21 protein-coding genes are annotated in these 25197 nt (G+C 53.2%); 4 read left to right on the forward strand and 17 right to left on the reverse strand.

All coding sequences use genetic code 11. The features are described from left to right. Positions 1 to 50: 50 nt before the first annotated feature. Positions 51 to 530: a YbaK/EbsC family protein gene (locus K355_RS0109225; protein WP_022731843.1), complete on the reverse strand. Its 480-nt coding sequence runs from the start codon at positions 528 to 530 to the stop codon at positions 51 to 53. Next, positions 530 to 1264 (reverse strand): TerC family protein, encoded by a 735-nt coding sequence (locus K355_RS0109230; protein WP_022731844.1) that lies wholly within the window; start codon positions 1262 to 1264, stop codon positions 530 to 532. The genes K355_RS0109225 and K355_RS0109230 overlap by 1 nt, the downstream gene beginning before the upstream one ends. Positions 1265 to 1480: 216 nt before the next feature. Here K355_RS0109230 and K355_RS0109235 point away from each other — a divergent pair, with 216 nt between their 5' ends. From K355_RS0109235 to K355_RS0109250, 4 genes are all read left to right on the forward strand, one after another. Beyond that, a complete protein-coding gene (locus K355_RS0109235) occupies positions 1481 to 2710 on the forward strand; it encodes an ABC transporter substrate-binding protein (protein WP_028791471.1) in 1230 nt (409 codons plus the stop codon). Positions 2711 to 2716: 6 nt separating this feature from the next. Then, positions 2717 to 4402: an ABC transporter permease gene (locus K355_RS0109240; RefSeq protein WP_022731846.1), complete on the forward strand. Its 1686-nt coding sequence runs from the start codon at positions 2717 to 2719 to the stop codon at positions 4400 to 4402. A 7-nt stretch (positions 4403 to 4409) separates the two neighbouring features. Beyond that, positions 4410 to 5060 carry an ATP-binding cassette domain-containing protein gene (locus K355_RS0109245; RefSeq protein ID WP_022731847.1) on the forward strand — a complete coding sequence of 217 codons (651 nt, stop codon included), beginning with the start codon at positions 4410 to 4412 and terminating at the stop codon, positions 5058 to 5060. Between the two features lie 125 nt (positions 5061 to 5185). Next, positions 5186 to 5740 (forward strand): prolyl hydroxylase family protein, encoded by a 555-nt coding sequence (locus K355_RS0109250; RefSeq protein WP_022731848.1) that lies wholly within the window; start codon positions 5186 to 5188, stop codon positions 5738 to 5740. Between the two features lie 28 nt (positions 5741 to 5768). Here K355_RS0109250 and K355_RS0109255 read toward each other — a convergent pair whose 3' ends face one another. The 15 genes from K355_RS0109255 to fliD all read right to left on the reverse strand — a co-directional run bounded on the left by K355_RS0109255 (position 5769) and on the right by fliD (position 25101). Further along, the gene (locus K355_RS0109255; RefSeq protein ID WP_022731849.1) at positions 5769 to 6170 is read right to left on the reverse strand and encodes a hypothetical protein; all 402 of its coding nucleotides are present in this window, start codon (positions 6168 to 6170) and stop codon (positions 5769 to 5771) included. A 109-nt stretch (positions 6171 to 6279) separates the two neighbouring features. After that, a complete protein-coding gene (locus K355_RS0109260; protein ID WP_022731850.1) occupies positions 6280 to 7890 on the reverse strand; it encodes a hypothetical protein in 1611 nt (536 codons plus the stop codon). 6 nt (positions 7891 to 7896) lie between these two features. Further along, positions 7897 to 8685: a MinD/ParA family protein gene (locus K355_RS0109265; protein ID WP_022731851.1), complete on the reverse strand. Its 789-nt coding sequence runs from the start codon at positions 8683 to 8685 to the stop codon at positions 7897 to 7899. Beyond that, positions 8682 to 9668, reverse strand: a complete 987-nt coding sequence (locus tag K355_RS0109270) for a flagellar biosynthesis protein FlhF (protein ID WP_022731852.1) — start codon at positions 9666 to 9668, stop codon at positions 8682 to 8684. The genes K355_RS0109265 and K355_RS0109270 overlap by 4 nt, the downstream gene beginning before the upstream one ends. Positions 9669 to 9725: 57 nt before the next feature. Beyond that, positions 9726 to 11879 carry a flagellar biosynthesis protein FlhA gene (flhA, locus tag K355_RS0109275; RefSeq protein WP_022731853.1) on the reverse strand — a complete coding sequence of 718 codons (2154 nt, stop codon included), beginning with the start codon at positions 11877 to 11879 and terminating at the stop codon, positions 9726 to 9728. An 89-nt stretch (positions 11880 to 11968) separates the two neighbouring features. Beyond that, on the reverse strand, positions 11969 to 13522 hold the full coding sequence (locus K355_RS0109280) for a sigma-54-dependent transcriptional regulator (protein WP_022731854.1): 1554 nt from the start codon (positions 13520 to 13522) through the stop codon (positions 11969 to 11971). Between the two features lie 88 nt (positions 13523 to 13610). Beyond that, positions 13611 to 14405 (reverse strand): motility protein A, encoded by a 795-nt coding sequence (locus K355_RS0109285; protein ID WP_022731855.1) that lies wholly within the window; start codon positions 14403 to 14405, stop codon positions 13611 to 13613. A 21-nt stretch (positions 14406 to 14426) separates the two neighbouring features. Then, the gene (gene fliN / locus K355_RS0109290; RefSeq protein WP_022731856.1) at positions 14427 to 14789 is read right to left on the reverse strand and encodes a flagellar motor switch protein FliN; all 363 of its coding nucleotides are present in this window, start codon (positions 14787 to 14789) and stop codon (positions 14427 to 14429) included. Beyond that, positions 14782 to 16248: a FliH/SctL family protein gene (locus K355_RS0109295; protein WP_022731857.1), complete on the reverse strand. Its 1467-nt coding sequence runs from the start codon at positions 16246 to 16248 to the stop codon at positions 14782 to 14784. Before K355_RS0109295 ends, fliN begins: the two co-directional genes overlap by 8 nt. 78 nt (positions 16249 to 16326) lie before the next feature. Continuing rightward, a complete protein-coding gene (gene fliF / locus K355_RS0109300; protein WP_245562931.1) occupies positions 16327 to 17928 on the reverse strand; it encodes a flagellar basal-body MS-ring/collar protein FliF in 1602 nt (533 codons plus the stop codon). Positions 17929 to 18280: 352 nt separating this feature from the next. Then, a complete protein-coding gene (locus K355_RS0109305) occupies positions 18281 to 20020 on the reverse strand; it encodes a flagellar hook protein FlgE (RefSeq protein WP_022731859.1) in 1740 nt (579 codons plus the stop codon). A 52-nt stretch (positions 20021 to 20072) separates the two neighbouring features. After that, a complete protein-coding gene (locus tag K355_RS0109310; RefSeq protein ID WP_022731860.1) occupies positions 20073 to 20846 on the reverse strand; it encodes a flagellar hook assembly protein FlgD in 774 nt (257 codons plus the stop codon). Positions 20847 to 20867: 21 nt separating this feature from the next. Continuing rightward, positions 20868 to 22478, reverse strand: a complete 1611-nt coding sequence (locus tag K355_RS0109315) for a flagellar hook-length control protein FliK (protein WP_022731861.1) — start codon at positions 22476 to 22478, stop codon at positions 20868 to 20870. 295 nt (positions 22479 to 22773) lie between these two features. Beyond that, positions 22774 to 23271, reverse strand: a complete 498-nt coding sequence (fliS, locus tag K355_RS23630) for a flagellar export chaperone FliS (protein WP_022731862.1) — start codon at positions 23269 to 23271, stop codon at positions 22774 to 22776. A 57-nt stretch (positions 23272 to 23328) separates the two neighbouring features. Then, positions 23329 to 25101, reverse strand: a complete 1773-nt coding sequence (gene fliD / locus K355_RS0109325) for a flagellar filament capping protein FliD (RefSeq protein WP_022731863.1) — start codon at positions 25099 to 25101, stop codon at positions 23329 to 23331. Positions 25102 to 25197 lie beyond the last annotated feature (96 nt).

The following is a 25197-nucleotide window of genomic DNA, read 5'->3' on the forward strand; positions in this document are numbered from 1 at the left end:
AAAATGAGTACACGCTCAAGTAGATATTTTCTGCTTTGGGGGATGGTCTTTTAAGCTGAGATATCAACCCCGGTTTCGATCCCGGTTACGCGTCGCAATTCATCTGGTGCGAGGGCAAACACGGTTTTGGGCGTGCCTGCGGCCAGCCAGATGGTCTTTTTTGTCAAAAGCTTTTGATCAAGCAGCGTTTCAACGGGTTTGGCATGGCCAAATGGCGGCACGCCGCCGATGGCATATCCAGTCAGTTCGCGGACTTCCTGTGCAGTTGCCTTGCGCATTGGAAGACCGATCAAGCCTGCTGCGCGGTGTTCATCGACCTGATCGGCACCGTTCATGATGATCAGCACCGGTCGCCCTGGCTCGGTGATGAAGACCAGTGATTTTCCGATCTCGCTGATGTCACATCCGATTGCGGCGGCAGCATCTGCGGCGGAATGAGTGCCATCGGGAAAAGAGAACACATCGATATCGCCAAGACCATGTTCGTCAAAGGCATTCTGTAAACACTGAGGGGGAGCAACTTTTTGCATTATGTACTCTCTTGCGCGCGACGTTTGAGTTTTCGCTTCCTGTTCAGAAGGTTCAATGTCTCGACCGATAGGCTAAATGCCATTGCGAAGTAGATGTAGCCTTTCGGGATGTGGATTGCGAGCCCGTCAAGCAACAGCACGAAACCAACCAGAATGAGAAAAGACAACGCAAGCATTTTGACCGAAGGATGCTTTTCGACAAATTCTCCAATGGTCTTAGCTGCGACCAGCATCACCAGAACAGACAAAACCACGGCAATCATCATGATTGAGATGTGATCGACAAGCCCAACGGCTGTGATCACGCTGTCGAGTGAAAAAATGATATCGAGCAACATGATCTGTGCGATGGTCATGGCAAAGCCCGACACTATTTTCCCCGGACCGTGTTCTTCTGGTTCGTCAATGCTGTGATGGATTTCCTTGGACGCCTTGGCAATCAGGAACAATCCGCCGATAATCAGGATCAAATCACGCCCGCTGATGTCTTTGCCAAACGCGGAAAACAACGGCGTGGTGAGTTCCATGACCCACGCAATGCAGGCCAGAAGTGCAAGCCGCATACCCATGGCACCAATAAGACCGATCCGCCGCGCAGAAGCCTGCTGTTTTTGCGGGAGTTTGGAAACAATGACCGACAGGAAAACGATATTGTCGATCCCCAGAACAATTTCAAGCGCAGTCAGGGTCGCAAGACCCATCCACATATGAGGATCACTGATCCATTCAAACATGATTTTTTTCCCAAACAGGCATTATTGGCACATGGTCGATTGCAGATAAAATGTGAGGGCACAGCATCTAACGCAAGCGTGAATTGCTTTTGGCGTTCGAGTGTTGAAAAAATGACCATAACAAAAACAATCGGCTAACCTAACGGGCGTGCCTGTCGCGGGTGTTGCGGTTCGGTCGGTTATCAGACAAAGGGATCATTTAGGATGCGGTCAAAGATGCGCAGTTTCGTTTCAGGTTTTGCCGTGGCAGCTAGTATTGCCGCAGCGTCGACGCCAATGTCTGCTGTTGCTGACCCGGCACCTGATGTTGGAAATTGGCAATCGGTTCTTGAACAAGCGCGGGGGCAAACCGTTTATTGGCACGCGTGGGGCGGAGAACCACGCATCAATGATTATATCGCATGGGCTGGTGGTCAGGTTCTTGAACGCTATGGCGTTGAGGTTGTTCAGGTTAAATTGACCGATACTGCCGATGCGGTGACCAAGGTCTTGTCGGAAAAGACCGCAGGTGTTGATGATGGTGGTGCGGTTGATCTGATCTGGATTAATGGTGAAAACTTTGCCGCGATGAAGCGCAATGATTTGCTGTTTGGTCCATGGGTCGAGGAAACGCCAAACTTTGACTATGTCGATGTAGCGGGCAAGCCAACCGTGATTAATGATTTTACCGTCCCGACCAATGGGCTTGAAGCCCCATGGGGGATGGCACAGGTCAGTTTTTATTACGATACGGCAAAGCTTGATAGCGTGCCTAAATCAGCACAGGCATTACTTGAATGGCTGGCAAAACATCCCGGACGGTTTACCTACCCACAACCGCCAAACTATATGGGCTCAACCTTCCTCAAACAGGTTTTGACCGAGGTTGTTGACGACCCGAAAGTGTTGCAGCAGCCCGCCGACGAAGTGGACGCGCAAAAGGTTCTGGCCCCACTTTGGGGATACCTTGAAGATTTACAGCCGCTGTTGTGGCGCAATGGGCAGGCATATCCGCAAAACGGGGCGGCTATGCGCACCCTTCTGGCCGATAACGAAGTCGATATCGCGTTTTCATTTAGCTCAGGAGAGGTATCTTCGGCGATTGAGGCGTTTGAACTTCCCGATACTGTCCGGTCCTATGTCTTTGACAGCGGCACGTTGGGCAATACCAACTTTGTCGCCATTCCCTATAACGCGTCGGCCAAGGCTGGTGCGGTGGTTCTGGCAGATTTCCTGATGTCGCCCGAGGCACAATTGCGCAAACAGGACCCGCAATATTGGGGGGCGGATACCGTCCTTGCGATGGATAAGCTGCCCGCCGACATGCAAAACGCCTTTGCCAATCTTGATCTTGGGATCGCATCCTTGTCACCGGCTGAACGCGGTACGGTTCTACCCGAACCACATCCGAGCTGGATGAGCTTGGTCGAAACCGAATGGCAGAAACGCTATGGCGTGGTGCAGTAATCGCACATGCTGCGGTTTGTGCCGATCATCACCCTTTTCTTTATGGTCGGTCCGGTTTCCGCCGGGCTGATCGGGACCATTTTACCATCCTTTGGCACTCTGCCGGCCTTGGGGGGCGATGGGGCCAGTCTTGAGCCGTGGCGGACATTGCTGGCCCAGCCGGGTTTGGATCACTCCATTCGGTTGTCACTGATCAATGGCCTTGCCGCGACCTTGATATCGGTTGTGATTGTCATGCTGTTTTGTGCCGCATGGCAAGGCACACGTGTGTTTCGGATGCTCCAGCGGTTACTGTCGCCGATCTTATCCGTCCCGCACGCAACGGCGGCCTTTGGGTTGGCGTTTCTGATCGCGCCATCGGGATGGATTGCCCGATTGGTTGCGCAGGTCGCCGGGTGGGACCGCCCGCCTGATCTGGCGATTATCCATGATCCGCTTGGTCTGGCGATGATTGTCGGTTTGGTGATCAAGGAAATCCCGTTTTTATTCTTGATGACTTTGGCAGCCTTGCCACAGGCCGATACAGATCGCACCGCACAGGTTACTGCCAGCCTTGGTTATGGTCGTATCACCGGATGGTTCAAGGTCACCTTACCACGCATTTATCCACAAATTCGCCTGCCGGTTCTGGCGGTTCTGGCTTATTCGACGTCTGTGGTTGATGTTGCGATCATTTTAGCCCCGACAACCCCCGCCCCACTGGCCGTGCGTATCCTTGGTTGGCTGTCTGACCCGGATTTGTCGTATCGTTTCATGGCATCAAGCGGCGCGGTTTTGCAGTTGGGAATCGTTTTGGTCGCCATGGGTGTCTGGATTGGCGGGGAAAAGATCGTTGGTGCGCTGGGGCGTAACTGGGCTGTTGATGGCAGGCGGTTGCCCCATGACGGGTGGCTGCGGCATGGGGCGGCCATATTGGCGATTGTTGCTGCTGGTGCTGTGATCCTTGGGCTGGTGGTTCTTTTGGTCTGGAGCATTGCCGGGTTCTGGGCTTTTCCGGATGTCTTGCCGCGCAACTTCAGCCTGCGACTTTGGGCGCGTGAGTTTGACGCGCTTGGCGATAGTCTTGCCGTGACATTAATGATCGGTGTGCCCAGCGTTCTTGTTGCCATTGCACTGGTTTTGGGATGTCTGGAAAATGAAGTGCGCACCGGTTTTCGACCGCGCAAGCGTGTCATGTGGCTGATATACTTGCCGCTTTTGGTACCCCAGATCAGTTTCATGTTTGGCCTTCAGGTGTTTTTTACCCTTGTCGGGTTGGACCGCACATTGTTTTCAGTGGTGCTGGCACATCTTGTTTTTGTTCTGCCGTATGTGTTTTTGTCGCTGTCTGACCCGTTTCGCGCACTTGATCCGCGCTATGGGCAAAGTGCGCTGTGCCTTGGCGCGTCACCAAACCGGGTGTTCTGGCAGGTCCGGTTGCCGCTATTGACCCGTGCTGTCCTTACGGCGATGGCGGTCGGGCTTGCGGTGACCGTGGGGCAATATTTGCCAACACTTCTGATCGGTGCGGGACGGTTCGCAACCGTGACGACCGAGGCGGTCGCACTGGCAACAGGCGGTGATCGCCGGATGATTGGTATTTACGGGTTGTTGCAGATGATGTTGCCCTTTGCCGGTTTTGCCTTGGCATTGCTGATCCCCGCAATTCTATTTGCACGGCGCCGTGGCATGGGGGGAAACAACAGGATATGAAGGCGGCATGAGCAATACGCAGATGAAAAGCGGTCTTGAGCTGCGTGATCTATCGATCCGGTTGGGGGATCGGTTGCTGGTGGATGTTGATCTTGTGATCGCACCGGGCGAGATCGTCACCCTTATGGGGCCAAGCGGGTCGGGGAAATCCAGCCTTCTGGGGCATATTTGCGGAACATTGCCCCCGGTTTTTGATGTGCGGGGCGTCGTTCGCCTGAACGATACTGTGCTGGATGGCCTGGCGCCGCAGGATCGGCATGTCGGCATTTTGTTTCAGGATGATTTGCTGTTTCCGCATTTATCGGTTGGTGGCAATCTGGCGTTTGCGCTGCCATCCTCCATCAGGGGAAAAACAGAACGGCGTGCACGGGTTGCCGCGGCACTTGAAAGTGCGGGATTGGCCGGATTTTCTGACCGTGATCCGGCGACCTTATCAGGGGGGCAGCGCGCGCGTGTTGCCTTGATGCGGGTGTTGCTGTCTGAACCCGGTGTTTTGTTGCTTGATGAGCCATTTTCAAAACTTGATCGTGGATTGCGCGATCAAATCAGATCGTTTGTGTTTGATCTTGCACGCCAGAATGGCTTACCGACCCTGATGGTGACCCATGACCCTGAAGATGGGCAGGCGGCAAACGGCAGGGTGATTGCACTTGATTAACGTGCCTTTGCCATGTGGCAAATGTTCTGGTCAATCTGGCCGTTTGGCCCTATAGCATCCTACCGCAAAGAATTTTCTTGGGTCTTTGCCATAAAATGGCCCACGCGGCATGGAGAATGTCGTGCATGTTTCCCGAAGAAATGTATGCAATTGTTCCCGATGCATTGGACAGTGCCACCTGTGATCGTCTGATTACCGGGTTTGCCCATGAAATGGACGACGGCGGCCTTGTTCAGGGGCAAACAGCCACGCATATCCGTCGGTCAAAAATCACATGGTTTAACGAAGAACAGGAACCGGTTGTTTCGCGTCGGATCATTGATTTGGTCGCAGATGTGAACCGCAACGTGTTTGACTTCATGCTGACCGATTTTGCCGAAGATGCCCAAATCGCCTGCTATTCCGGTGATCAACGCGGTCATTATGACTGGCACAGCGATGTTGGCGCATCCGATGTGGCACGACGGCGCAAAATGACTTTGGTGATCCAGTTGTCAGATCCCGATGAGTATGAAGGCGGTTCGTTGCAGCTTAATCCGGCGGGCCATGTTTTTGATGCGCCGATGACACGCGGAACCGCGATTTTCTTTCCGAGTTTTGTTTTACATCGGGTCGCCCCGACCACGGCGGGCCTGCGCTATTCCCTGACCCAATGGGTGCATGGTAATCCATTTCGCTAGGCCGAAATGATTAGCCCCGTGATCAGGTTTAATAGCGTTCCAACCGATCCAGAAGACGCGGGTTGCCCCATTTGGGCTGGCGATCTTCTAGTGCGGTTTCATGATGGAAAATCTGATCGTTATCGGCGGTTTGTTTGTCCAGACGCAGGCTGATCCAGCGCGGCACCAGTTCGTTGTTGAAATCATCCATCAACAGAACGGCCGAGCTTTCAAAATTCTCAAACGGAATATTGGCAATCTCGGCGTAATATTCGGCCAGCGTATTGGTTCTAAGGATCAACCGGTCCGGCACATACCGCAGCGTCATGCGCGCGGGAAAGACATTGTCTGCACCGGTCAAATTGCTTTGCAGCGTCACGACATAGTCAATCTGCGGACCGGGATTGGGTTCGGTCAGGATAAGGTTTCGGCGCTGGAAGATTTCAAGCATGTCTTAATTACCATTACCGTGGTTGTGCCCTTTCAGGCAAAAATAATACGCGCCAGCACGCATCCGTAAAAGGCTTCATTTCAGAGGGTTGGCAAAAGCGTTAAGGTTATCACGCCTCAATCCCCTGATGAGAATTTGGGCTATCATCGTCTGCAATCGGGCCAATTTCAACAAAGCGTGAACCATCCTGAAACACCATATGGCCCTTGTAGCCAGAGATTTGTAATGCATCGCGGAAGATGCCGCGGATGTCGTCGCGGTTATGGGGTTTAAGCGGATTTTCGGTGCGGATGATCAGGTCAAATGTGCTGTCTTCGCCTTTGACTAGGCCATCAAGCTGGGTGTGGCCGACCTCGCTAAAGGATAGATCAAGCAGAAAGCGCGTACCGGGCTCTTCCTTTTCGCCTTTTTCGTTTTCCCGATCCCCATGGCGCCAGCCGAGCTGCAGCTGTTCAATTTTGTCGCCCATGTTGAACGGCATTGCCATAACACGCCAGCCATCGGGGCGTTCTTCTGCGGCCATGCCGCGCAGATGACCAAAATCACCTTCAAGCCTTTTAAATCCGTCAGCACCATCTGTATCGCCAAGTGCAGCAAGGCTGTTTGCTGCACGATCGCCCAGCCAGCCGCGCAAATTGCCACCCGGTCCGGTCATCGCGGCAAAGAAGAACATCATGGTCGCGGTTAGTTTCGGGCCGGCTTGTGGCAGGTTGTTCATCAAGGATGACGCCGCACCCGGATCATGTTGCTGTAATGCGCTGAGGGCCTGTTGCAGACTGCCCCAGTCGCGGGACAGGGCAGCAGTTTGACCCCGCATCATCAAATCGGCCTCGGTCATGGGCATGGATGTGGCAACGCGGCCACTGCCCGACGCATCGACACTAAAGGACAGTGTCGCACCCGTTGGGGCAGGCATCGGCAGTTTGATGCCGACAATACCTGCTGATGTGCGCAAGGCGGTAAAACCGTTTGGCAACATGCGGGCTTCGGCACTGTCGGATGGTAAAACCGTGCCGGTCAAAAGCAGGGCGGGGGCTGATTGTCCGCCAGCCTGAAGCAAAACCGTCTGGTTTGGTGCAGTCGTCATTGCAGCGGTGGCGGCACCGCCGGCGGCAGGGTTTAGGACCTGTGCGGCCTGTTGTGCGGTGACAGTTCCCTGCCCAAGAAAAATCACCTGTGTCTGACTGCCGACAGGAAGCTGGGTTCCGTTGGGCATGGTAAGGACCGATGTGGTCACCGCCGAAAACGTCTGGCCGGGGGTAAGGGTACTGCCGGTGATGTTACCGGCTGTTATGGCACTTCCGGTGGCGGTTGCACCGGGTGTCAAAGTTTGGGGAAGCAATTGCAGACGCATGCCATCGGCAGGGGTTGTTGTTCTGCCGCCTGGCATTTGCGCTGTTGTCTGGTTTGCGGTGGGAACGCGTGCCCAAATTAAATCACCCAGATTGGATGGAAGTTGAGTTGGCACCTTAACCGTGACCTGACCCAGTGCAGTCGCAAGGGTCAACTGGTTTCCCGATTGCGATTGGACCCTTGCCTGAAGCAGGGTTTCCACTGGTAATTTTGCAATGGCCGCCGCGACTTTTTGTGGCGTGTCGTTGGTGACGGTTGCTGTGACCTGTGCCGGTGTGCCCGCCTGGCCGCCTTGGCCGCTGGTGCCAGCCGAAGCCTGTCCACCGACAGAAGGGCCTGGCGATATGGCTTGCGGCGGCAGGGTCATGACAAATTATTCCTCGAGCAAGGTCTGCGCGATGGCCTCTATATCGTGGGCTGCATCGCAATTTGGATGACGCATCAAAAGCGGTGTCTGATTGCGAATGCATTCCGATACACGCGTATCTGAGCGAATAACACCCAGCAAAGGCGGGGAAATTTTCAAAAATCCCTCACAGGCTTTCAGCAGCTTATTATAGATCGCCTGACCTTCTTTTTTGTCCTTGGCCATATTGACCACAACCCGGATATCGGTTTTTGGCCGGGCCATATGGGTGATCTTGATAAAGGCATAGGCGTCCGTCAAAGACGTCGGGTCACCATTGGTGATGACAATGACGGTATTGGCAAGGCCGGTCATCTGACGCACGCCGTGATCCACCCCGGCACCAAGGTCGATCAGAACCTTGTCATAGGATTTCCCTGTCTGGATAAGGTCATCAGACAGAGCCTGAAGTCGGGTGGCCGGAAGATTGGCAAGACTGCCCGAACCGCTGCGCCCGGCAATGATGTCAAAGCCGCCATCCGGGAACTTGGTGATGGCGTCCTTAAGGCTGATGCGCCCGGCGATAACCCCGCCCAGATCATGTTTGGGCATCAGGCCAAGCTGGATGTCAATATTGGCAAGGCCAAGATCACCATCAAACAGCAATGCCTTGTGCCCTTCGAGAACCATGGCATGGGTCAGGGTAATGGAAAACCAGGTCTTGCCCACGCCGCCTTTGCCAGATGCGACGGCAAGAACATTGCGGCCTCTGGTGCGCGGGGCAGATTTTGGTGTGGCATCGGACTTGGTCGTCATTTCATGACCTCGGAGAAGCTCGGTTTCGCGGTTTTGGCGCGATGGGACGGTATGAGAAGTTTGGCTAAGGCAAGGGGACTAAGTGCTGTCAGACCATCCGCAACCTGTGCCGTCATACTTACATTACAAAGGGAAAGATTTCCTGAATCCGCCCCGTATAACGCTCCGCCAAGGCGGGCGGCGACATCGAGGCGTGATATCATCAAACGCGTCGCGCCGCCATCGGCAAAGGCATTGGCGATATCAGCAGACTCATCTGCATCAATTCCCGCAGGATTAACCAGTATTGTCTCGTTTGGTATTGTCGAAAGGAATTCACAAAGCGTGCCAATTTCACTTTCGAGATACGGATTACAGCTGGCTGTATCAATCAGGATCATATCGGCTTCGCGAATTTCACCAAACCGGGCTTTGAGTTCGTCGGCTGATTTGGCCTGAACCAGATCAATGCTTAGAATGCGGGTGAATGCAGAAAGCTGCGCCATGCCACCGGCACGTTTGTAATCAGTTGTAATCACCGCAACTTTACGTTTTTTCATCACAGCACGGGCGGCGGTTTTGGCAACAGCCAACGTTTTCCCCGACCCCGGCGGGCCAACAAAGGCCAAAGCACGGGGGGTGTTTTTTTCCGGAAGTGGCGAAAAATCGAAAATTTCATCAAGTGCCCCGGCCAGCAATTGCTGGGCAGAGGCCGCAGCAGTTTCGCGCGCCATCAGATCACATAAACGAATGCGCAGCCGTTCGGGAAAATTATGCCGGGTCAAAGCTTCTTCTGCGGAATCAAGTTGTTCCTGCAGGGCAGGGGCATGTGTTCCATCATCATGGATATCGAAATCAGGATCATGGTCAAGGGCAGCCGTCAGGCGCACGCCACTTCCCGGGATATCCTGCGTTGATACAATGATTGCATCAGATCCCATGTGTTCCTTAACCAGCGCCATGGCTTCTGTCATGGTGGGGGCAGTAAAGGTCTTAAGACGCATTTATACCCTCCTTACTGGTTGTGCCCGGCATCGGGCGTATGGATTCGGTGCGGACCATCAGATTTGCCCCAGGGTTTTAAGTTGCGCCTTGGGGTGAATCTCGTTCTGCGACATGACCACCGTGGTCGGGCGGAAACGCTCAACAATTGAACGTACATAAGGGCGAATGCCCGGACTGGTCAGAAGGACAGGTGATTCCCCCATCATGCCCAACCGTTCAAACGTGGTGCGCACCTTGTTGATGAATTCCTGAAGCTGGCTTGGTGGGATCGAAAGTTGCTTTTCCTCACCCGATCCCACCAGACTTTCGGCAAAAATCTGTTCCCATTGCGGGGACATGGTCACCAGCGGGATGACACCATCCATATTAGTGTTCACATCCGATAACTGACGTGCAAGCCGTGAACGCACATGTTCGGTCATAAAGGTCGGATTGCGGGTAAAGGCGGTTGCCTCGGCCACACCTTCAAGAATCGTCGGCAGATCACGAATGGACACGCGTTCGGTCAAAAGGTTTTGCAGAACGCGCTGAACACCGCCGACCGATACCTGACCCGGTACGATGTCTTCGACCAGTTTCTTCTGATCGTCATCAAGTTCATCCATTAGTTTCTGGGTTTCCGCATAGGACAGAAGTTCTGGCATGTGATCTTTGATGACTTCGGTGATATGCGTCGTGATCACTGTTTGCGGATCAACCACTGTATAACCGCGGAACATGGCTTCTTCCTTCATGCCCTGTTCAATCCACATGGCAGGCAGGTTAAAGGTTGGCTCCATAGTCTTTTCGCCCGAAAGCGTGATTTCCTCGCCGCGCGGGTCCATCACCAGCAACATGTTTGGGCGCAAATCACCCCGGCCGGCTTCGATTTCCTTGACCCGCAGCACATAGGTATTGGCGGGCAGTTGCATGTTGTCCTGAATTCGGACCGACGGCATGACAAAGCCCATGTCACCGGCAAGCTGACGGCGAAGTGCCTTGATCTGATCGGTGAGTTTCTGACCGCGTTCGGTACTGATCAGAGATAGCAAGCCATACCCGAGCTCAAGGCGGACATAGTCCATGCGAAGGGAGTTGGCGATGGGTTCTTCGGGCGGTGGTGCGGCGGCGTCTGCTGCGGCTTTGGATTCCTGTGCGACGACCTGATCTGCACTGTCTTTTTGTTTCTTACCCATGCGATAGGCAAGATAGCCCAAGCCAACGGCAAGGCCGAGGAACCAGACCATCGGAATCCCGGGCAGAAGCGACATGCCACCCATCAGGGCCGCGGCAACGCCAAGAGCCGCAGGATAGTTGCTCATCTGGCCGAAAACGGCCTTTTCCGTTGCCCCGTCAAGACCGCCTTTGGTGACCAGAAGGCCGGCCGCGGTCGATACAATAAGGGCGGGGATCTGCGATACCAGACCATCACCAACCGTCAGGATCGTGTATGTTTCGGTGGCTTCGGCAAGGGACAAGCCCATCTGAGCGGTGCCGATAATGATGCCGCCAACCACGTTGATGAAGGTAATCAGGATACCGGCAACGGCATCACCACGGACGAACTTGGATGCACCATCCATAGACCCGAAGAATGAACTTTCATCTTCGAGTTCTTTACGCCGCGCCTTGGCCTGTTCTTCGTTGATCAGGCCGGATGAAAGATCCGCATCAATGGCCATCTGCTTGCCGGGCATGGCATCAAGGGTAAAGCGGGCGGCGACCTCGGCGATACGGCCCGAACCCTTGGTGATCACGACAAAGTTGATGATGACCAGAATGGCAAAGACAATAATCCCGATCACGAAGTTGCCGGAGATCAGGAAACTGCCGAACGCCTCGATCACCGCACCGGCGGCATGGGTGCCTTCGTGGCCGTGCCCGAGAATTAGACGCGTGGTCGCGATGTTCAATGCCAGTCGCAACGAGGTTGCCACCAGAAGGATCATCGGGAATGAGTTGAATTCAAGCGGTTTTTGAATGAACAGCGACGTCATCAAAATCAGCACGGAAAAGCTGATCGACAGAGCGAGCATGAAATCAAGCAACCAAGGCGGCATCGGGAACATCATGACCACAAGGATCATGATGAAACCAAGCGCCATTGCGATATCGCCGCGCTTCAACGCCGAGGAAACACGTGCCTGAATACCAGCCATATTCAGCCCGCCACCGCCGGAGCCGTCAGACCCGCCTGATCCAGTCGGTGTGATGTCTTGACCTTCGGCCATTGTGTTTGCTGGTTATCCTGTTGGTTACGCGTGTTTGGTGACGGTTCTTTTACCCCTGCATATGGGGAGTGATGATCATGATTTCATGGTCAGTCGTGACCATCACCTGGGGCGGGCACAGCAAGTCCGTCGTCGGTATATTGCCGCAACTTGTTACGCAATGTCCGAATGGAAATGCCAAGAATGTTTGCCGCATGCGTCCGGTTACCAAAACAGTGTTTCAGCGTATCAATGATCAGATCACGTTCAACCGCAGCCACAGTCCGCCCAACGAGGGAGGATGTGCCCGATCCGTTTTCTGCTGTGTTTTGGGCATCGACGTTGTCTGTATTGGCATCGGCAGAGGACGTGTCATCAGACTCAACCGAATGTGGCGCGGGTACTGATGGTGCGCTTGGCTTATAGGCCGATGAGGCCGCCCCATAGGCCGCGTTGGCATTGGCATAGGCCGAACTCGCCCGGCTTGACGGCGAGGCGGTAGAAGGGGCAGGCGACGCTGGTTCAGTTGCCGCCGGCGCAGGGGAAGCAGCTGGTGCGCTTGCAGTGCTGCCCGTCAGTAAGATCGCTTCGGGACCGATTTCATCCGGGCCAGCAACCAGAACAGCGCGATGCAGAGTATTTTCAAGTTCACGCACGTTGCCGCGCCAGTGATGCGACAGTAACCGCTGGATCGCCAACTGGCTGATTGGGCGCAGCGGCATGTCGTTGGCTTCTGAATACTTTTTGACAAAGAATTCGGCCAGAACCGGAATATCGTCAGGGCGTTCGCGCAAAGACGGAATATCGAGGTTAACGACATTCAAACGGAAATAAAGGTCTTCCCGGAAATTGCCTGCGTTGACTTCGGCCTCAAGATTACGGTTCGAGGTTGCCAGAATACGCACATCGATTTTAACCGGGCTTTTGCCGCCAAGCCGATCAATTTCCTTTTCCTGAATGGCACGCAGCAATTTTGCCTGCAGGCGGACGTCCATTTCGCTGATTTCATCAAGCAAAAGGGTTCCGTTGTTGGCTTCTTCGAATTTACCGATCCGCCGCGCCTGCGCGCCGGTAAAGGCGCCTTTTTCATGGCCGAACAGTTCGGATTCCAGAAGATTATCGGGGATGGCTGCACAGTTTACCGCGACAAACGGTTTGTCCGCGCGGTTTGATTTGCGGTGGACAAAGCGTGAGATGATTTCCTTACCGGTACCACTTTCACCCGTGATCAGGATGGATGCCGAACTTTTGGCAACCTGTGTTGCCAGACGCAGGGTTTCGGCCATCTTGGGATCGCGATGGATCAGCGCATGGCTTTCTTCGGTAACGGCTTCGAAAATGGCGGCAATCAGGTCGGCTTCGGGGGGAAGGGGGATGAATTCCTGAGCACCGGCCTTAATGGCGTTTACGGCACCATTGACGTCATTTCCGACACCACAGGCAACAACCGGCACATTGATGCGTTCCTGAGAAATCGCATCAATAAGGGCTGCGACATCAAGGGTGATGTCGGCCATTACAACGTCGATACGGTTGCCTGCCCGCAGGATATTAAGCGCAGTTGTTACGCTTTCGGCCAATTGTACCGAAGCGCCGCGCGCCATAGCGATCTTGCTGGCTGCGCCGATCTGTCCGCCCAGTCCACCAACGATCAGTACCTGCATAGTCTCATCTCTTTCCGATCATTTTCAATTGGCCGCGAAAGCCGCTTTGACAAAGAGAAGTTCGGGGCCGAAAGTTCCAAGGTGTTGATCAATCAAAATAGCTCACGCGTTTCGATGGCGGCAGGATCGAGTTGATCAGCATTTCCAGACGACGGGGGTTTTCCTGACGACCGATGGATACGGCCCCCACCATGTAAACTGAATTTAGAAGTTCTTCGTCGTTCGAGTTACGTTCAAGTTTACCCGCCAGCGGCATGAAGACCATGTTGGCCAAAACTGCACCATAAAAGGTTGTCAAAAGTGCAACGGCCATCGACGGGCCGATGGAAGACGGATCATCAAGGTTACCAAGCATCTGCACCAGACCGATCAGCGTCCCGATCAGGCCCATTGCCGGGGCAACGTCACCAGCCTTACGCAGAATATTGGCACCTTTTTGGTGACGACCGATGGTGGCGTTCATGTCTTTGCGCATGATCGCTTCGACTTCTTCGGACGGGGTCCCATCGACAACAAGCGAAAGGCCCTTCCACAGGTATTCTTCGCTTTGCAGGCTGTCGAGGTGTCCTTGCAGGGACAGAACCCCACCTTTACGGGCGATTTCAGCCAATTGCAAAATCTGTAACGCGGCGTCTCCCGGATTGCGCGATTTATGGAAAATCGTACGCATCAGGATCTTGCCGGAACCAAGGAACTCACCAAGCGCAAAACTGACGGCCGTAATCGACGCAGTACCGCCAATAACAATCAGAACAGACGGGATATCAATAAAGGCGCCAGGTGAACCACCGAATACAATTGCGGCAATCACAAGTGCAAAGCCAACGACCAGTCCCCCGACTGTCGCAATGTCAAATGACGTCTTCGTCCCCCCTTCCGCCATAGTCCCGTATCCCTTCTTGCGTTAGCTTTTTTCAGACTTGATGATTTCCGTCATGGTGACACCAAGACGATCTTCCACAACCACCACTTCGCCACGAGCGACCAAACGGTTGTTGACATATATATCAATAGCTTCACCAACTTTACGGTCAAGCTCTACGACAGCACCACGACCAAGTTTCAGCAGTTGGCTTACCTGCATGGTTGCTTTTCCAAGAACCGCTGAAACCTGAACGGGAATATCATAGACGGCTTCCAGATCTTTGGACGTCTTCATCTGTTCGCTGCCGATATCTGCAGCTGCCAGAAGTTCCGTGCCTTCGCCTTCAAAATCGTTGTCGCTGTCTTCGAGATCCGAGAGTTCAATATCGTCGTCTTCAGCCATTTTCGTCTCCTGCGTCTTTGGTCGATTGCTTTACAGCAGCCCGATCATCTGCTTGGGGCGAATGTGGCGCCTGTCCATTTTCAGGATTTCCGTCCTGTTCAGCAGACGCGCCCGGGGTCGGGTTGGCAGATTGCGGTTTGGTTGGCCCGCCGGTCTCAGCGCTATGCGTCTGATGGGCGGCACCGTCGCCCTGATTGGTCGGTGGCGTTGCATCCTCGTTCGTGTTTTGCGCCAAGTCGGCGGCATCTTGTTGGGTCGGCGCAGTTACCGCTGCCTGATCATGGTTTTGTTCTATGTGCTCTGCCGATGTGGTTTCTGCGACAGGATCGACCGGTGTTTTTGGCGCATTATCAAGTTTGGGCATTGCATCATCTGGCGATGTTTGCACATTCCGCAGACTGGTGCCATCGCCTTCTTTTACTTGATGTTCTGATGGGTCGGAAGGTGCGCCGTCCTGGGATGTGTCCGAGGTAACATTTTGCGGAACCTCATGGGTAACATCCAAGGGGACCTCGCCTGCGTCATCTGCCGATAAATCCGTTGTCACAGGCGCATCATCCGCAGACGAGGATACTTGGTCCGAGGCGTTTGGTACCGGATTCGGCTCGTTGTCTTCTTCCTCTTCGGGAACCTGAGATGCTTGTTGATGCTCAGGGTCGGTAGCCGGTGCCTCATCGGGCAGGCGGGTTTCCTGAATGTCGGGATCGCCCATATCACTTTCGGCAAGGTCGTGTTCCTCGCTGTGAAGGCCGAGTGCGGTATCAATGATGTTGTTGATTTCCGCCCATACACGGCTGCTATCGCGGACAGCTGTGCCATCACCCCATGACACCATACAGTCACCGGGTGCTACATCCGGCTCTCCGACAACCACAACATTACCGGAAAAACCACGTGATAGCGCGATCTGCTGGGCGCTGTCTGAAATTGTCTGTTCAAGATCGGGATGGACCTTGATCATGACTTTGGGTGCTTCAAACAGATTGGCCAGACATTGACGGACGATGTCTTCGATTTCAGTCAGTTCATATTGTTTTGACCACGCCGGGGCCAGTTTGCGCATTACGCCCATGGCAACATGGATGGCATCTTCGTTGATCCCTGCGTTGGCGCGTTTTTGCTGTTCGTCGATCTGGGCAAGTTTTTCGCCAATGACGGCCTGACAATCTGCCGACGCTTTTTCAAGTGACGACAGGATTTCCTGGCGACCCTGTTCCAGGCCCTGTGCGTGGCCTTCTGCCAATGCTTGCTCACGAGCGGCATTTTCGGCTTCGGCGATCATTTGTGCAGATTGTTCTTCGGTATAGATCGCCGGTGGGGGAGGTGGTGCCTCCTCCTCTTTTTTCTTTTTCTTCTTTTTGCCCATTTCGTAATGCTCGTCATCGCCGCCCGATGAGCGAATGACATTGTCTGCATCATCAAAACTTAGAGCAAATGTGAACTTTTCAATGGCCGTCATATCGAACCGCTAAACCGCCTTGAGCAACATAAGGGGGCAGCCACTGGCTGCCCGTGAGACGTACAGCTGGCTGGATCATTAGCTTTCCTGATACAGCCAGTTGCGAATAATCGCGAGAGCTTCCTCAGGATGTTTTTCGACAATCTCGCCAATTTTCTTGACCGAGGATGCTTTTACGCGACCTTCGACCATGGAAAGATTGATCAGTTCTTCGCCGTCATCCATGCCCGGTGCCATTGGTACGGGTGCCGGGCCTTCGAGTGCTGGTGTGCCGTCTGCTGTCATGTCATCAGAAAGCAACTGGCGCTGTGCCATATCAGCAGCACTTGGCAGGGTTTCAAACGCACGTGTGAGCAGCGGGCGTACCACCAGCAGGATGACGAGGATCGCGACAATGGCCAGTACCAGCATTTCCGCGATGCGGAAGATTTCAGCCTTGTCGAGACCGAGGAAGGTTTCGATGTCTTCATCCGGGAACAGATCGGCAGTATCAACAAACTGCATGTTGATGACTTCGACCTGATCGCTACGCTGGGGGTCATAGCCGATGGCACTTCGCACGAGTGCGGCTATTTTTTCCAGATCCTCGGGGGTGCGTTCCTGATAGAGGCGTTCGCCATTTTCATCAGTGGTATAGGTGCCATCAACCAAAACCGCGACAGTTACCCGTGAAATCTCGCCGATTTCCTTAACCTGCGTCGTGGTGGTTTTGGAAATCTCGTAATTCACCGTTTCTTCAGACCGGGTTTCCTGACTTTGCGTACCTGAACCCGCACCGCCATTAAGGTTGGGATCGGGCAGATTATTTTGCAAGGTTACCGGATCGGCCCCCTCGGTCTCTGAATTGGTGGAATTTTCGTCAATGGTTTGGCTGGACCGTACAACCCGTTCATCGGGATTGAAGCGTTCATTGGCCGTGGTGATCTTGTTGAAATCCATTTCGACCGATACTTCGGCACGGACTTCGCCATACCCCAAGGATCGCGACAAAAGGTCTTCGATGGTGTTGCGCAGGCGGCTTTCATTGCGAATGCGCATCTCATCGGCTGACTGTGTCAGGAACGTTGAAGACTGTTGTTCGCCATCACCACGTGCGAGAAGACGACCACGTTCATCAATGATCGACACTTTGCCGGGATCAAGTTGGGGAACCGCAGCGGCGACCAGATGTTGAATGGCAACGACCTGTTCGGGTTTCAGTTCTCCACCCGACATTTTCACTGCAATAGAGGCGCTGGCTTGCTGGGTTTCGCGCGAAAACATCTGACGTTTGGGCAGAACAAGATGAACACGGGCATGCTGGATCGACTGGATTGAGGCAATAGTACGGGCCAGTTCGCCTTCAAGTGCGCGGACATGATTGATGTTTTGTTCAAAGCTTGTCGCGCCAAAGCCGTCAGCATTATCGAAAACTTCATAGCCGACGGAACCGCCTGCGGGCAGCCCGCTTTCGGCCATGGTCAGACGCATGCGGTTAACCTGATCGGACGGCACAAGAATTTCTGTGCCGTTATTGAGCAGCTGATAGCTGACTTGCTGATCTTCGAGCCGGTTGACGATTTGGCTGGCATCAGCTGGATCAAGGTCGCGGTACAGCAGTTCCATGTTGGGTGCTGAAACACGCAGGATCAGGAAAGCAAAGAAGACAAGCAGCAACACCCCGACGCCGCTCATGGCCATCAGACGTGTTGGTCCCAAAGTCTTTAGCGTTTGTAACAAGCCGCTCACTTTCGACTGCCCCGCACCTAGATTTATACTGTCCCCGGTACTGATCGCTTCACACAGAAAGGGACCAGTATCAACAACGAATAGTTCTCCATGCTGAAGAACAGGTTAACAACCGGCAATTTTTGCCGGGTTGGGTGATTCAAATTCGTCAGTGATTTGAATCGTTTGGTTGTTTTCTGACCGGGTTCGACTGCCCTTTATGTAGTGATTCTTTGCCAAAAAAGAAGCCCGGCAGTTTTGCCGGGCGAGTCTCTGTGCATTTTGCGCCCTGCAAGACGCATGATCGCGCGGCGCAGAGCATCAATTATCGTTTGATGCTGATCAGCTCATCAAGCATTTCGTCGGTTGTGGTGATCGTTTTGGTGTTTGCCGAGTAAGCACGTTGGGTCACGATCATATTGGTGAATTCTTCAGCCAGATCGACGTTTGACCCTTCAAGTGCGGAGGCGACAACGTTGCCTGCACCATTCAGGCCCGGTTCGCGCAGCAGGTAGTCACCCGACTCACGGGTTTGGCGATAGACGTTACCGGTATGGTTTTCCATCTCATCGGCGGCCTCAAAGGTCGCAATTGCCAGTTTATAGACCGGGCGTTTGACGCCGTTGGCAAATTCGATCTGCAGGAAGCCTTCTTCGGTCAGGGCATAGTTTACCATGGTGCCAGCTTGTGCACCGTTCTGATTGATGAAGTGCGTGGTATAGTCAACGTTGTTGCCGTTGGCATCTGCGCCAGCAGCAAATTGTGTGATGCCGTTGCCAAGGCCGATGGTGCCAAAATCGAGATTGATGGCACTGGCATCAGAACCATTGGTCCATTCTGCGGAGATATCGGCATCGGTCAAATCACCGGTCGTACCGACCGTGACAGCACCAATGGTGGCTGCGACACCATCAAAGGATTGCAAGTTCCCTGAACCGTCAAAGGTGATGGTCCCGGCCTGGATCAATCCATTTGGATGGTCTGTGGCATCAAGTTGACCGGCTGTGGTGTTGCCGGTCAGCTCAAAGCCCCAACGGTTCTGACCCAGTTTGACAACTTGCAGGTTGACGGTATGGGCGGAACCCAGCGAGTCATAAATCGTGACTGGCATGGTGTTGTCTTCGGCAATTGTTCCAGACGCTAAGTCACCTGCGGTGTAGGTGGCGGCCAATGTGTTGGGAAACGGCCCCGTGAAACCAAGTGCGGTTAAGGGGGTGTTGTTATTGTTGGTGATGACCACGTCGCGATCTGCAACCGAGCTGGTAATGGTCAAAGTATCATTCGTGCCTGTCGTTGTTGCCGTCGCGGTGACGCCGGTAATTGCGGAAATCTCGCTGGCGATGTCGGCAAGCGTCTCGCCGGCGTTGATCGTAACCGTGGTTGTGGTGCCGTTATAGGTGATATCGAAACTGTCACCTGCGGCGATACCAGCCTGTCCGGCAAGGGCTGCTGTGCCATCAATACCAGCGGTCGTTGAGACATTGCTTGCGCCAGCAACGGCAACTTCATCTGAGTTCAGGTTTGCGCCAAACTCAAGTGATGTTGTAGATGCGGCCGCGGTCAGGATCGAGTTGATATCAAGAACCTGAAGGTCGGTTACCGCCGAACTGTTCGATGTGGTGAGGTTGCCGCTTGTATCAAGCAGCTGACCTTCGCGATCTGTCGCCCAGCCCTGAACATAGTAGCCAGCGGTATTGCGCAGATAACCATCATCATCGGGCTTGAAATCACCCGCACGGGTAAAGAACAGCTCGTCATTAGTACCCGGTGAGGCATTGTCACGGACAATGAAGAAACCATCGCCGGAAATTGCCGCAGCCGTGGTTGAGGAGGTTGCCTGAAGCAAACCCTGTTTACTGATCAATGCCGTCGGATGGAAGCGAACCCCGCCCGGCGTATAGCGCGTATTGCTTGCGGGTTCTGTTACCAGCGTTGAAAAACGCCCAACCGTGCCTTTATAGCCGACCGTATTGAGGTTCGAGATGTTGTCTGAGATGACGCCCAAGTTCTGAGACTGCGCATTCAGGCCGGAAACACCAGAAATCATTGCACCAAAAAGACTCATTTTTCTTCTCCTACACCTATAAGGTGTTCATCAAATCCAGTTGAATGCGGCCTTAGGCTGCTTCGTCTTGTTCATCGGTATCGGAACCATCATCCGTTCCCGGATCCGTTCCGGTATCCGTACTGTTCGCGCCCAGCTTAACGTTGGTAAGGGTCGAGAACGGTACAGCGACATCGCCGATACGCAGATAAATGTCGTCATCATTAATGTCGACACTGTCGACAGAGCCAATGATGCCAATCGCCGTAGCTGCCGGTTTGCCTTTTTCGGTTTTAAACGTGTCACCGTTTGCTGCCATCGGTTTGAGAACCAGCGTGTAGGCACCTTCATCCTGCGCAACACCGTTGTTGTTCTTGCCATCCCAGTGGAAGCTCTGAAGGCCGGAAACATCGGTGAGTTCTTCGGAGTAGACAGTCGCTCCGGACTGATCCTGAACTTGCAGCTGCAGGCGCGGAACCTCGGGCGAGATGTTGTATTTGTAATTAAGCTCGCCGCCCTCCTTAAGCCAGTTGGTATCCCCAACGGCTTCAATTTCGGCACCGACATAGGACAGCGCGGAAAGCTGTCGTTGCTGACTTTGCATGGCCAACAGGTTTTCGAGGTTCTTGTTGCTCTGAATACCTTGCTCAACCTGGGCGAACTGGCTCAACTGGTCAGTGAACTTGTCACTTTCCATTGGCGATGTCGGGTCCTGATTCTTAAGCTGCGTGGTTAGCAGGGTCAGGAACGTATCAAAGTTTGCCGAAAGTTGATTGGCAGAGCTGTTTGATGCGGCGTTGGTATCATTCGTTGAAAGACCAACGTTGGTTAAGGATGAAATGGCCATGGGCTTGTCCCTCTACCTTTCCTATATCCGAATATCGACAAGGCCGTTGGGATTGATCCCATAGCCAATGCCAACATGTTCGGCGAGTTCGGCTCCGCTCAGGACATCGCCATCATCGGGGCTACTGCCCTGATTGGCTGTCATCTGAGACCGACCATTGCCATCCTGACCTTGGCCACCTTCATTCCTGTGCTCGAAGGTGAAGCTTTGACTATCTGCATTAAGGCCGGCATCTTTAAGAGCCTGCTGTAACGCACGAGAATCCTGACGCAGCATATCCAGCGTTTCACGGGTATCTGCCTGAATGACACCTTGAACACGGCCATCGTGACCGATTTCAAGTTTCACATCGACGCGACCCAGATGTTCCGGGCGAAGCTGGACCGAAATTTTATCGACACCTTCACTCGCCGCATTGCGGATTGAAACCGCGACCTGCTGCTGAACCGGCTGAGCCGGGGCCTGACGTGCTGTCTGACCTGTTAAGCCGTTGGTGCCAGCCTGATTTAGACTGTTGGTACTGTTGACCTGCCCGTTAACCGCTTGTGCAGATCCATCTGTAGCTGTTGTCGCCGTAACGGCGGTATTTCCATTAGCCGTCGCCGCCTGAGGCTGGCGCGATATATTGGTGGGCGCTTGTGCGCCTGCCGCTGCGGCCATGGCTTGTTGTGCGGCCTGTGCCGGATTGCCTGCAGACTGCTGTGTGGTGCCTGCATTGGCGCCAGCTGAGGCCGTATTGGTCGTCGAGGCGTTTGCCGGCGTTTCCGTTTTGCCTTTGCCGTCTCCACTCATGAAGTCAACAACGCGCGAGAGGAATTTGTCAGATGACAGCTCGTCTCCCGTGGCATCCCCTTCACCTGCGGCGTTCATCGCCATTTTGGCCGATGCGCCAGCGGCGGGCTGCGATAGTGCGGTTGAGCTCATCAATCCGTCGGTGGTGCCGTCAGAAGCAGCACCATTGGCCGTCATGCCAGCGGCAGGTTGACCATTATTCGCCGCTGCTGAGTTTTGTGCTGTACCAGATACTGCGACCGTCTGTGCCTTGGCGTTTGCAAGAGCAAGTGCTTCTGGCGATCCCGGAAGTGGCGCTGCCTGAACCGGTTGGTTCGGGTCGACGACTGTGTTATCGGCGACGCCGTCTGTTTTTGCCGCTTCGCCTGTACCCTGGCTCTCTTCATTGGTTGCAGTATCAGAAGATGTTTCTTTGGCGGTGCTGGCGTCATCGCCCGATGCATCGGGTTCGTTGCTTGCCTGTGCGTCCGGATCGCGCGGCGTATCGTCGTTGCGATCGGCGCTGACATCTTGATGTTCGTCGGGTTTCTGTTCGCGGACCTCGGCATGATCGTCTTTGTCGATATGGCGCGGTTCGTCGTCGCGGCGCGCGTTGCGTGCGTCGTACTCGTCAGCGGCATCATTGTTATGAAGATGCGCTTTTGCGTCTGAGCGGCTTTTCTCCCAGTTGCTCTGGGCAGATTTTGCCGCGTCATTTTTGATCTGTGCGTTACGTTCAGACCAATTATCTGTGACTGAATTCATCACGTCGCCAAAGCCAGAACCGGCACTTTCCTGCGCGCTGGCGCCAGGAATAGAGACGGTTGGCATAATGCTGTTTGTAATCGCAGAGCTGTTCATAATTTCGGTCCTCATCGAAACAGTGTCAGAACATTTGCAATTGGCGGGCCAGTTTCAAGTGTTAACAGAATCCTTATATTTTCAGTGAGTTAGTGCACATTAGGTCCTTGGGGTAAAATTTGCCGAGCGGATGCTATTCATCCAACAGGGCAAAAACGCCCTTGTGAGTGAAAGAGATACGTCTGATAGGTGAGATGGAAGATAGAAGCAGGGCAGAGGACACAATAAGAAAAAGCCCCCGGCATGATGGAGGCTTTCAAAATCTTATTTAATATGTCTAAGGTCTACTGGCTAATTAGGCCGAGATCGACAACGTTGACTTAGCAGGAGCGGGTGTTTCATCGCTTGCCTGTTTTCTTTCGCCTGTCGGCTGTGCCGGGCGACTTTGCTGTACAGCCATGATCGCTTGACGAAGTTCGCCTTCACTCTTTTCCGACAAAACATACCAGGAATCTCTGATCGGCCTGAGAAGCCCGATGACTTCTTCTGCTGCCTGAGCGTCGTTGTGGCGATCAACATCCATCAACCGAATAAGACAATGGGAATAAAGCTGTTCAAGATTGAACGCGATTTCACCCCCTTGATCCATATCGAGGGTCTTTGACAGATGGGCAATCAGTTCCTGCGCGTTGGAGTTCGCATTACAACGGGCCTGAATATCTTTACGCTCAATTGCGCTTTGGGCTTCTTGCAAGCGCGACAAAATTTTCTCATACAACATGAACACCATCTTGGCCGGTGAGGCTGTATTAACTTGCTGCTGCTTGTAAGTATGGGCGGCGTGTTCGTTCATGAGACACTCCTTAGTCTACGGCTCGTCATGCTAGTGTGCATGTATGGCGGACAAAAGTTAACTCTTTTCTTTGCCTGCAGCCATCAACTCATCGAGAGAACTCTGAATGTTCTTCATTCGCGCAAGGGCAGATTCCATCGCAATGAACTTATCCATAAGGACTTCTCGCTGTCCGGCGAGGCGTTCGTCAATCCTATCAACCTTGTCGCCATAAGATGTATTCTGCGTCTCGATTTCCGAGATTTCCTGAGACAAAAGCCCGTTTTCGTCGTCAAGAATGGAATCAAGTTCAAAGAAGAACTGAGATCCCAAACCTTTGCTGGTGGTAATGGTTGCAGTGTCTGCAGCCATTTTGTCACCACCGTAAAACAACTTAAGGCCGTCTTCGGTTGTAAAGCTTGATCCACTATTAATCGTTGCAACATTACCAAACGTTGTAACGCCATTGACCGTCTTGTCATAGGTGACACTGTTGATGTCACCAGCAGATGCATCAATGGTAAATTCGTACGTTGCGGCACTTGTCTTGCCACTAAAACTGGTCATGCTGACGTCAGAATTATCCGACTTGCCCCGGAATAGGAATAAGTCCATCACTTCGCCTGGATTGTTCAAAAGTGCTGCGTTTAAAGCAGTTTCGTCAATTTCCAGCGTTTTTGAAAGTGTCGGATCTGCATTTGCACCATAGCTAACGAAATCGATTCCAATTTCCGCAAGCACAGTATAATCGTCTTTGCCCGGTCGGTCGGTTACGCCGTCAGCGAATGAGCCAGCAATCTGTTGCAATGCGGCTTCAATACTTTTGACGGATGAGTTGCCCAGCAATATCGCATCGTCAGATGCCTTTCCTGTGGACGTATCGACAAATGTCTTTTCGTTCACAAAGGATTGAACTGCATTATAAGCTTCGACAAAATCAAGGATGGCTGTTTTGGCCTTATTAAGGTCCTGCTCAATGCCAATGGTCACCGTTGTTCCAGGTTCTGCATCGTACAGGCTTATAGATAGGCCATCTATCAGATCGGAAAATTCATTTGATCCACGGGTTACTGAAATGCCGTCAAGCTTGATCAACGCATCATTGCCATCATCAATGACATTTGCTGCATCGATGGTGGTTGCATCGGTCAAAACGCCAAGACTCTGAAGAACCGAACCCGTATCGTCGCTAAAGGACATACGATTGGCGACACCTTCTTCAGTTGACGTGAAGATGATTGTACTTTCGGTAGCGGAAACTTTGATAACAGATGCCTGTACGCCGGTGTTATCCTTGGCATTGTTGATTTTGTCTCGAATATCCTGAAGCGTATCACCAGCATTTACTGTAATGCTGGCACTGCCGGTACCACCCGTAATGGTAAATTCGCCTGTTCCGGTAAGGCCGGTAACGTCAGCGCCTGCCGCCACAGCCTGCGTGTCACTTGAAAGCTTGTGGTTGCTGGCAATTTGATCAATTTCGAAGGTATAGCTACCGGACTCGGCAGCATTTGTTGCAGTAACACCGATCAGAGATGCTGCAGTCGAACCGTCGGAAGAGGCAAAGATTTGCTTCGATTCGAAGACATTTTTGGAATTGTCATAGCTCGTGGCACCATAAAGGTTTGCCATCGAGTCCTTAAGTGTTCCCATAAGCGTCTGCAGCTCTTTGAGCGCGACAAGCTTTTCGTCATTTTTCTCAATACGAGATTCAAGATTGTCTGCCGGAATACGACGTGCTGCAATCATCTGGTCAACGGTATCGACAAAGTCGATATTCGAAGACCCACCAGATAGCTGTACGCGACCATTTTCGCCGACATAAATGTTATTTAGGTTTAAGCTACTCATTGGTTTAGCTCCCTGGGCGCTATCAGTAGGCTTCGCTGTAAGCTTGCATTTCCATCAACCAATTGGTTAACGCAAGAAGCGTGCCGACTGGTACCC

The organism is Thalassospira lucentensis MCCC 1A00383 = DSM 14000 (assembly GCF_000421265.1).
GTDB classification, from domain to species: Bacteria; Pseudomonadota; Alphaproteobacteria; order Rhodospirillales; family Thalassospiraceae; genus Thalassospira; species Thalassospira lucentensis.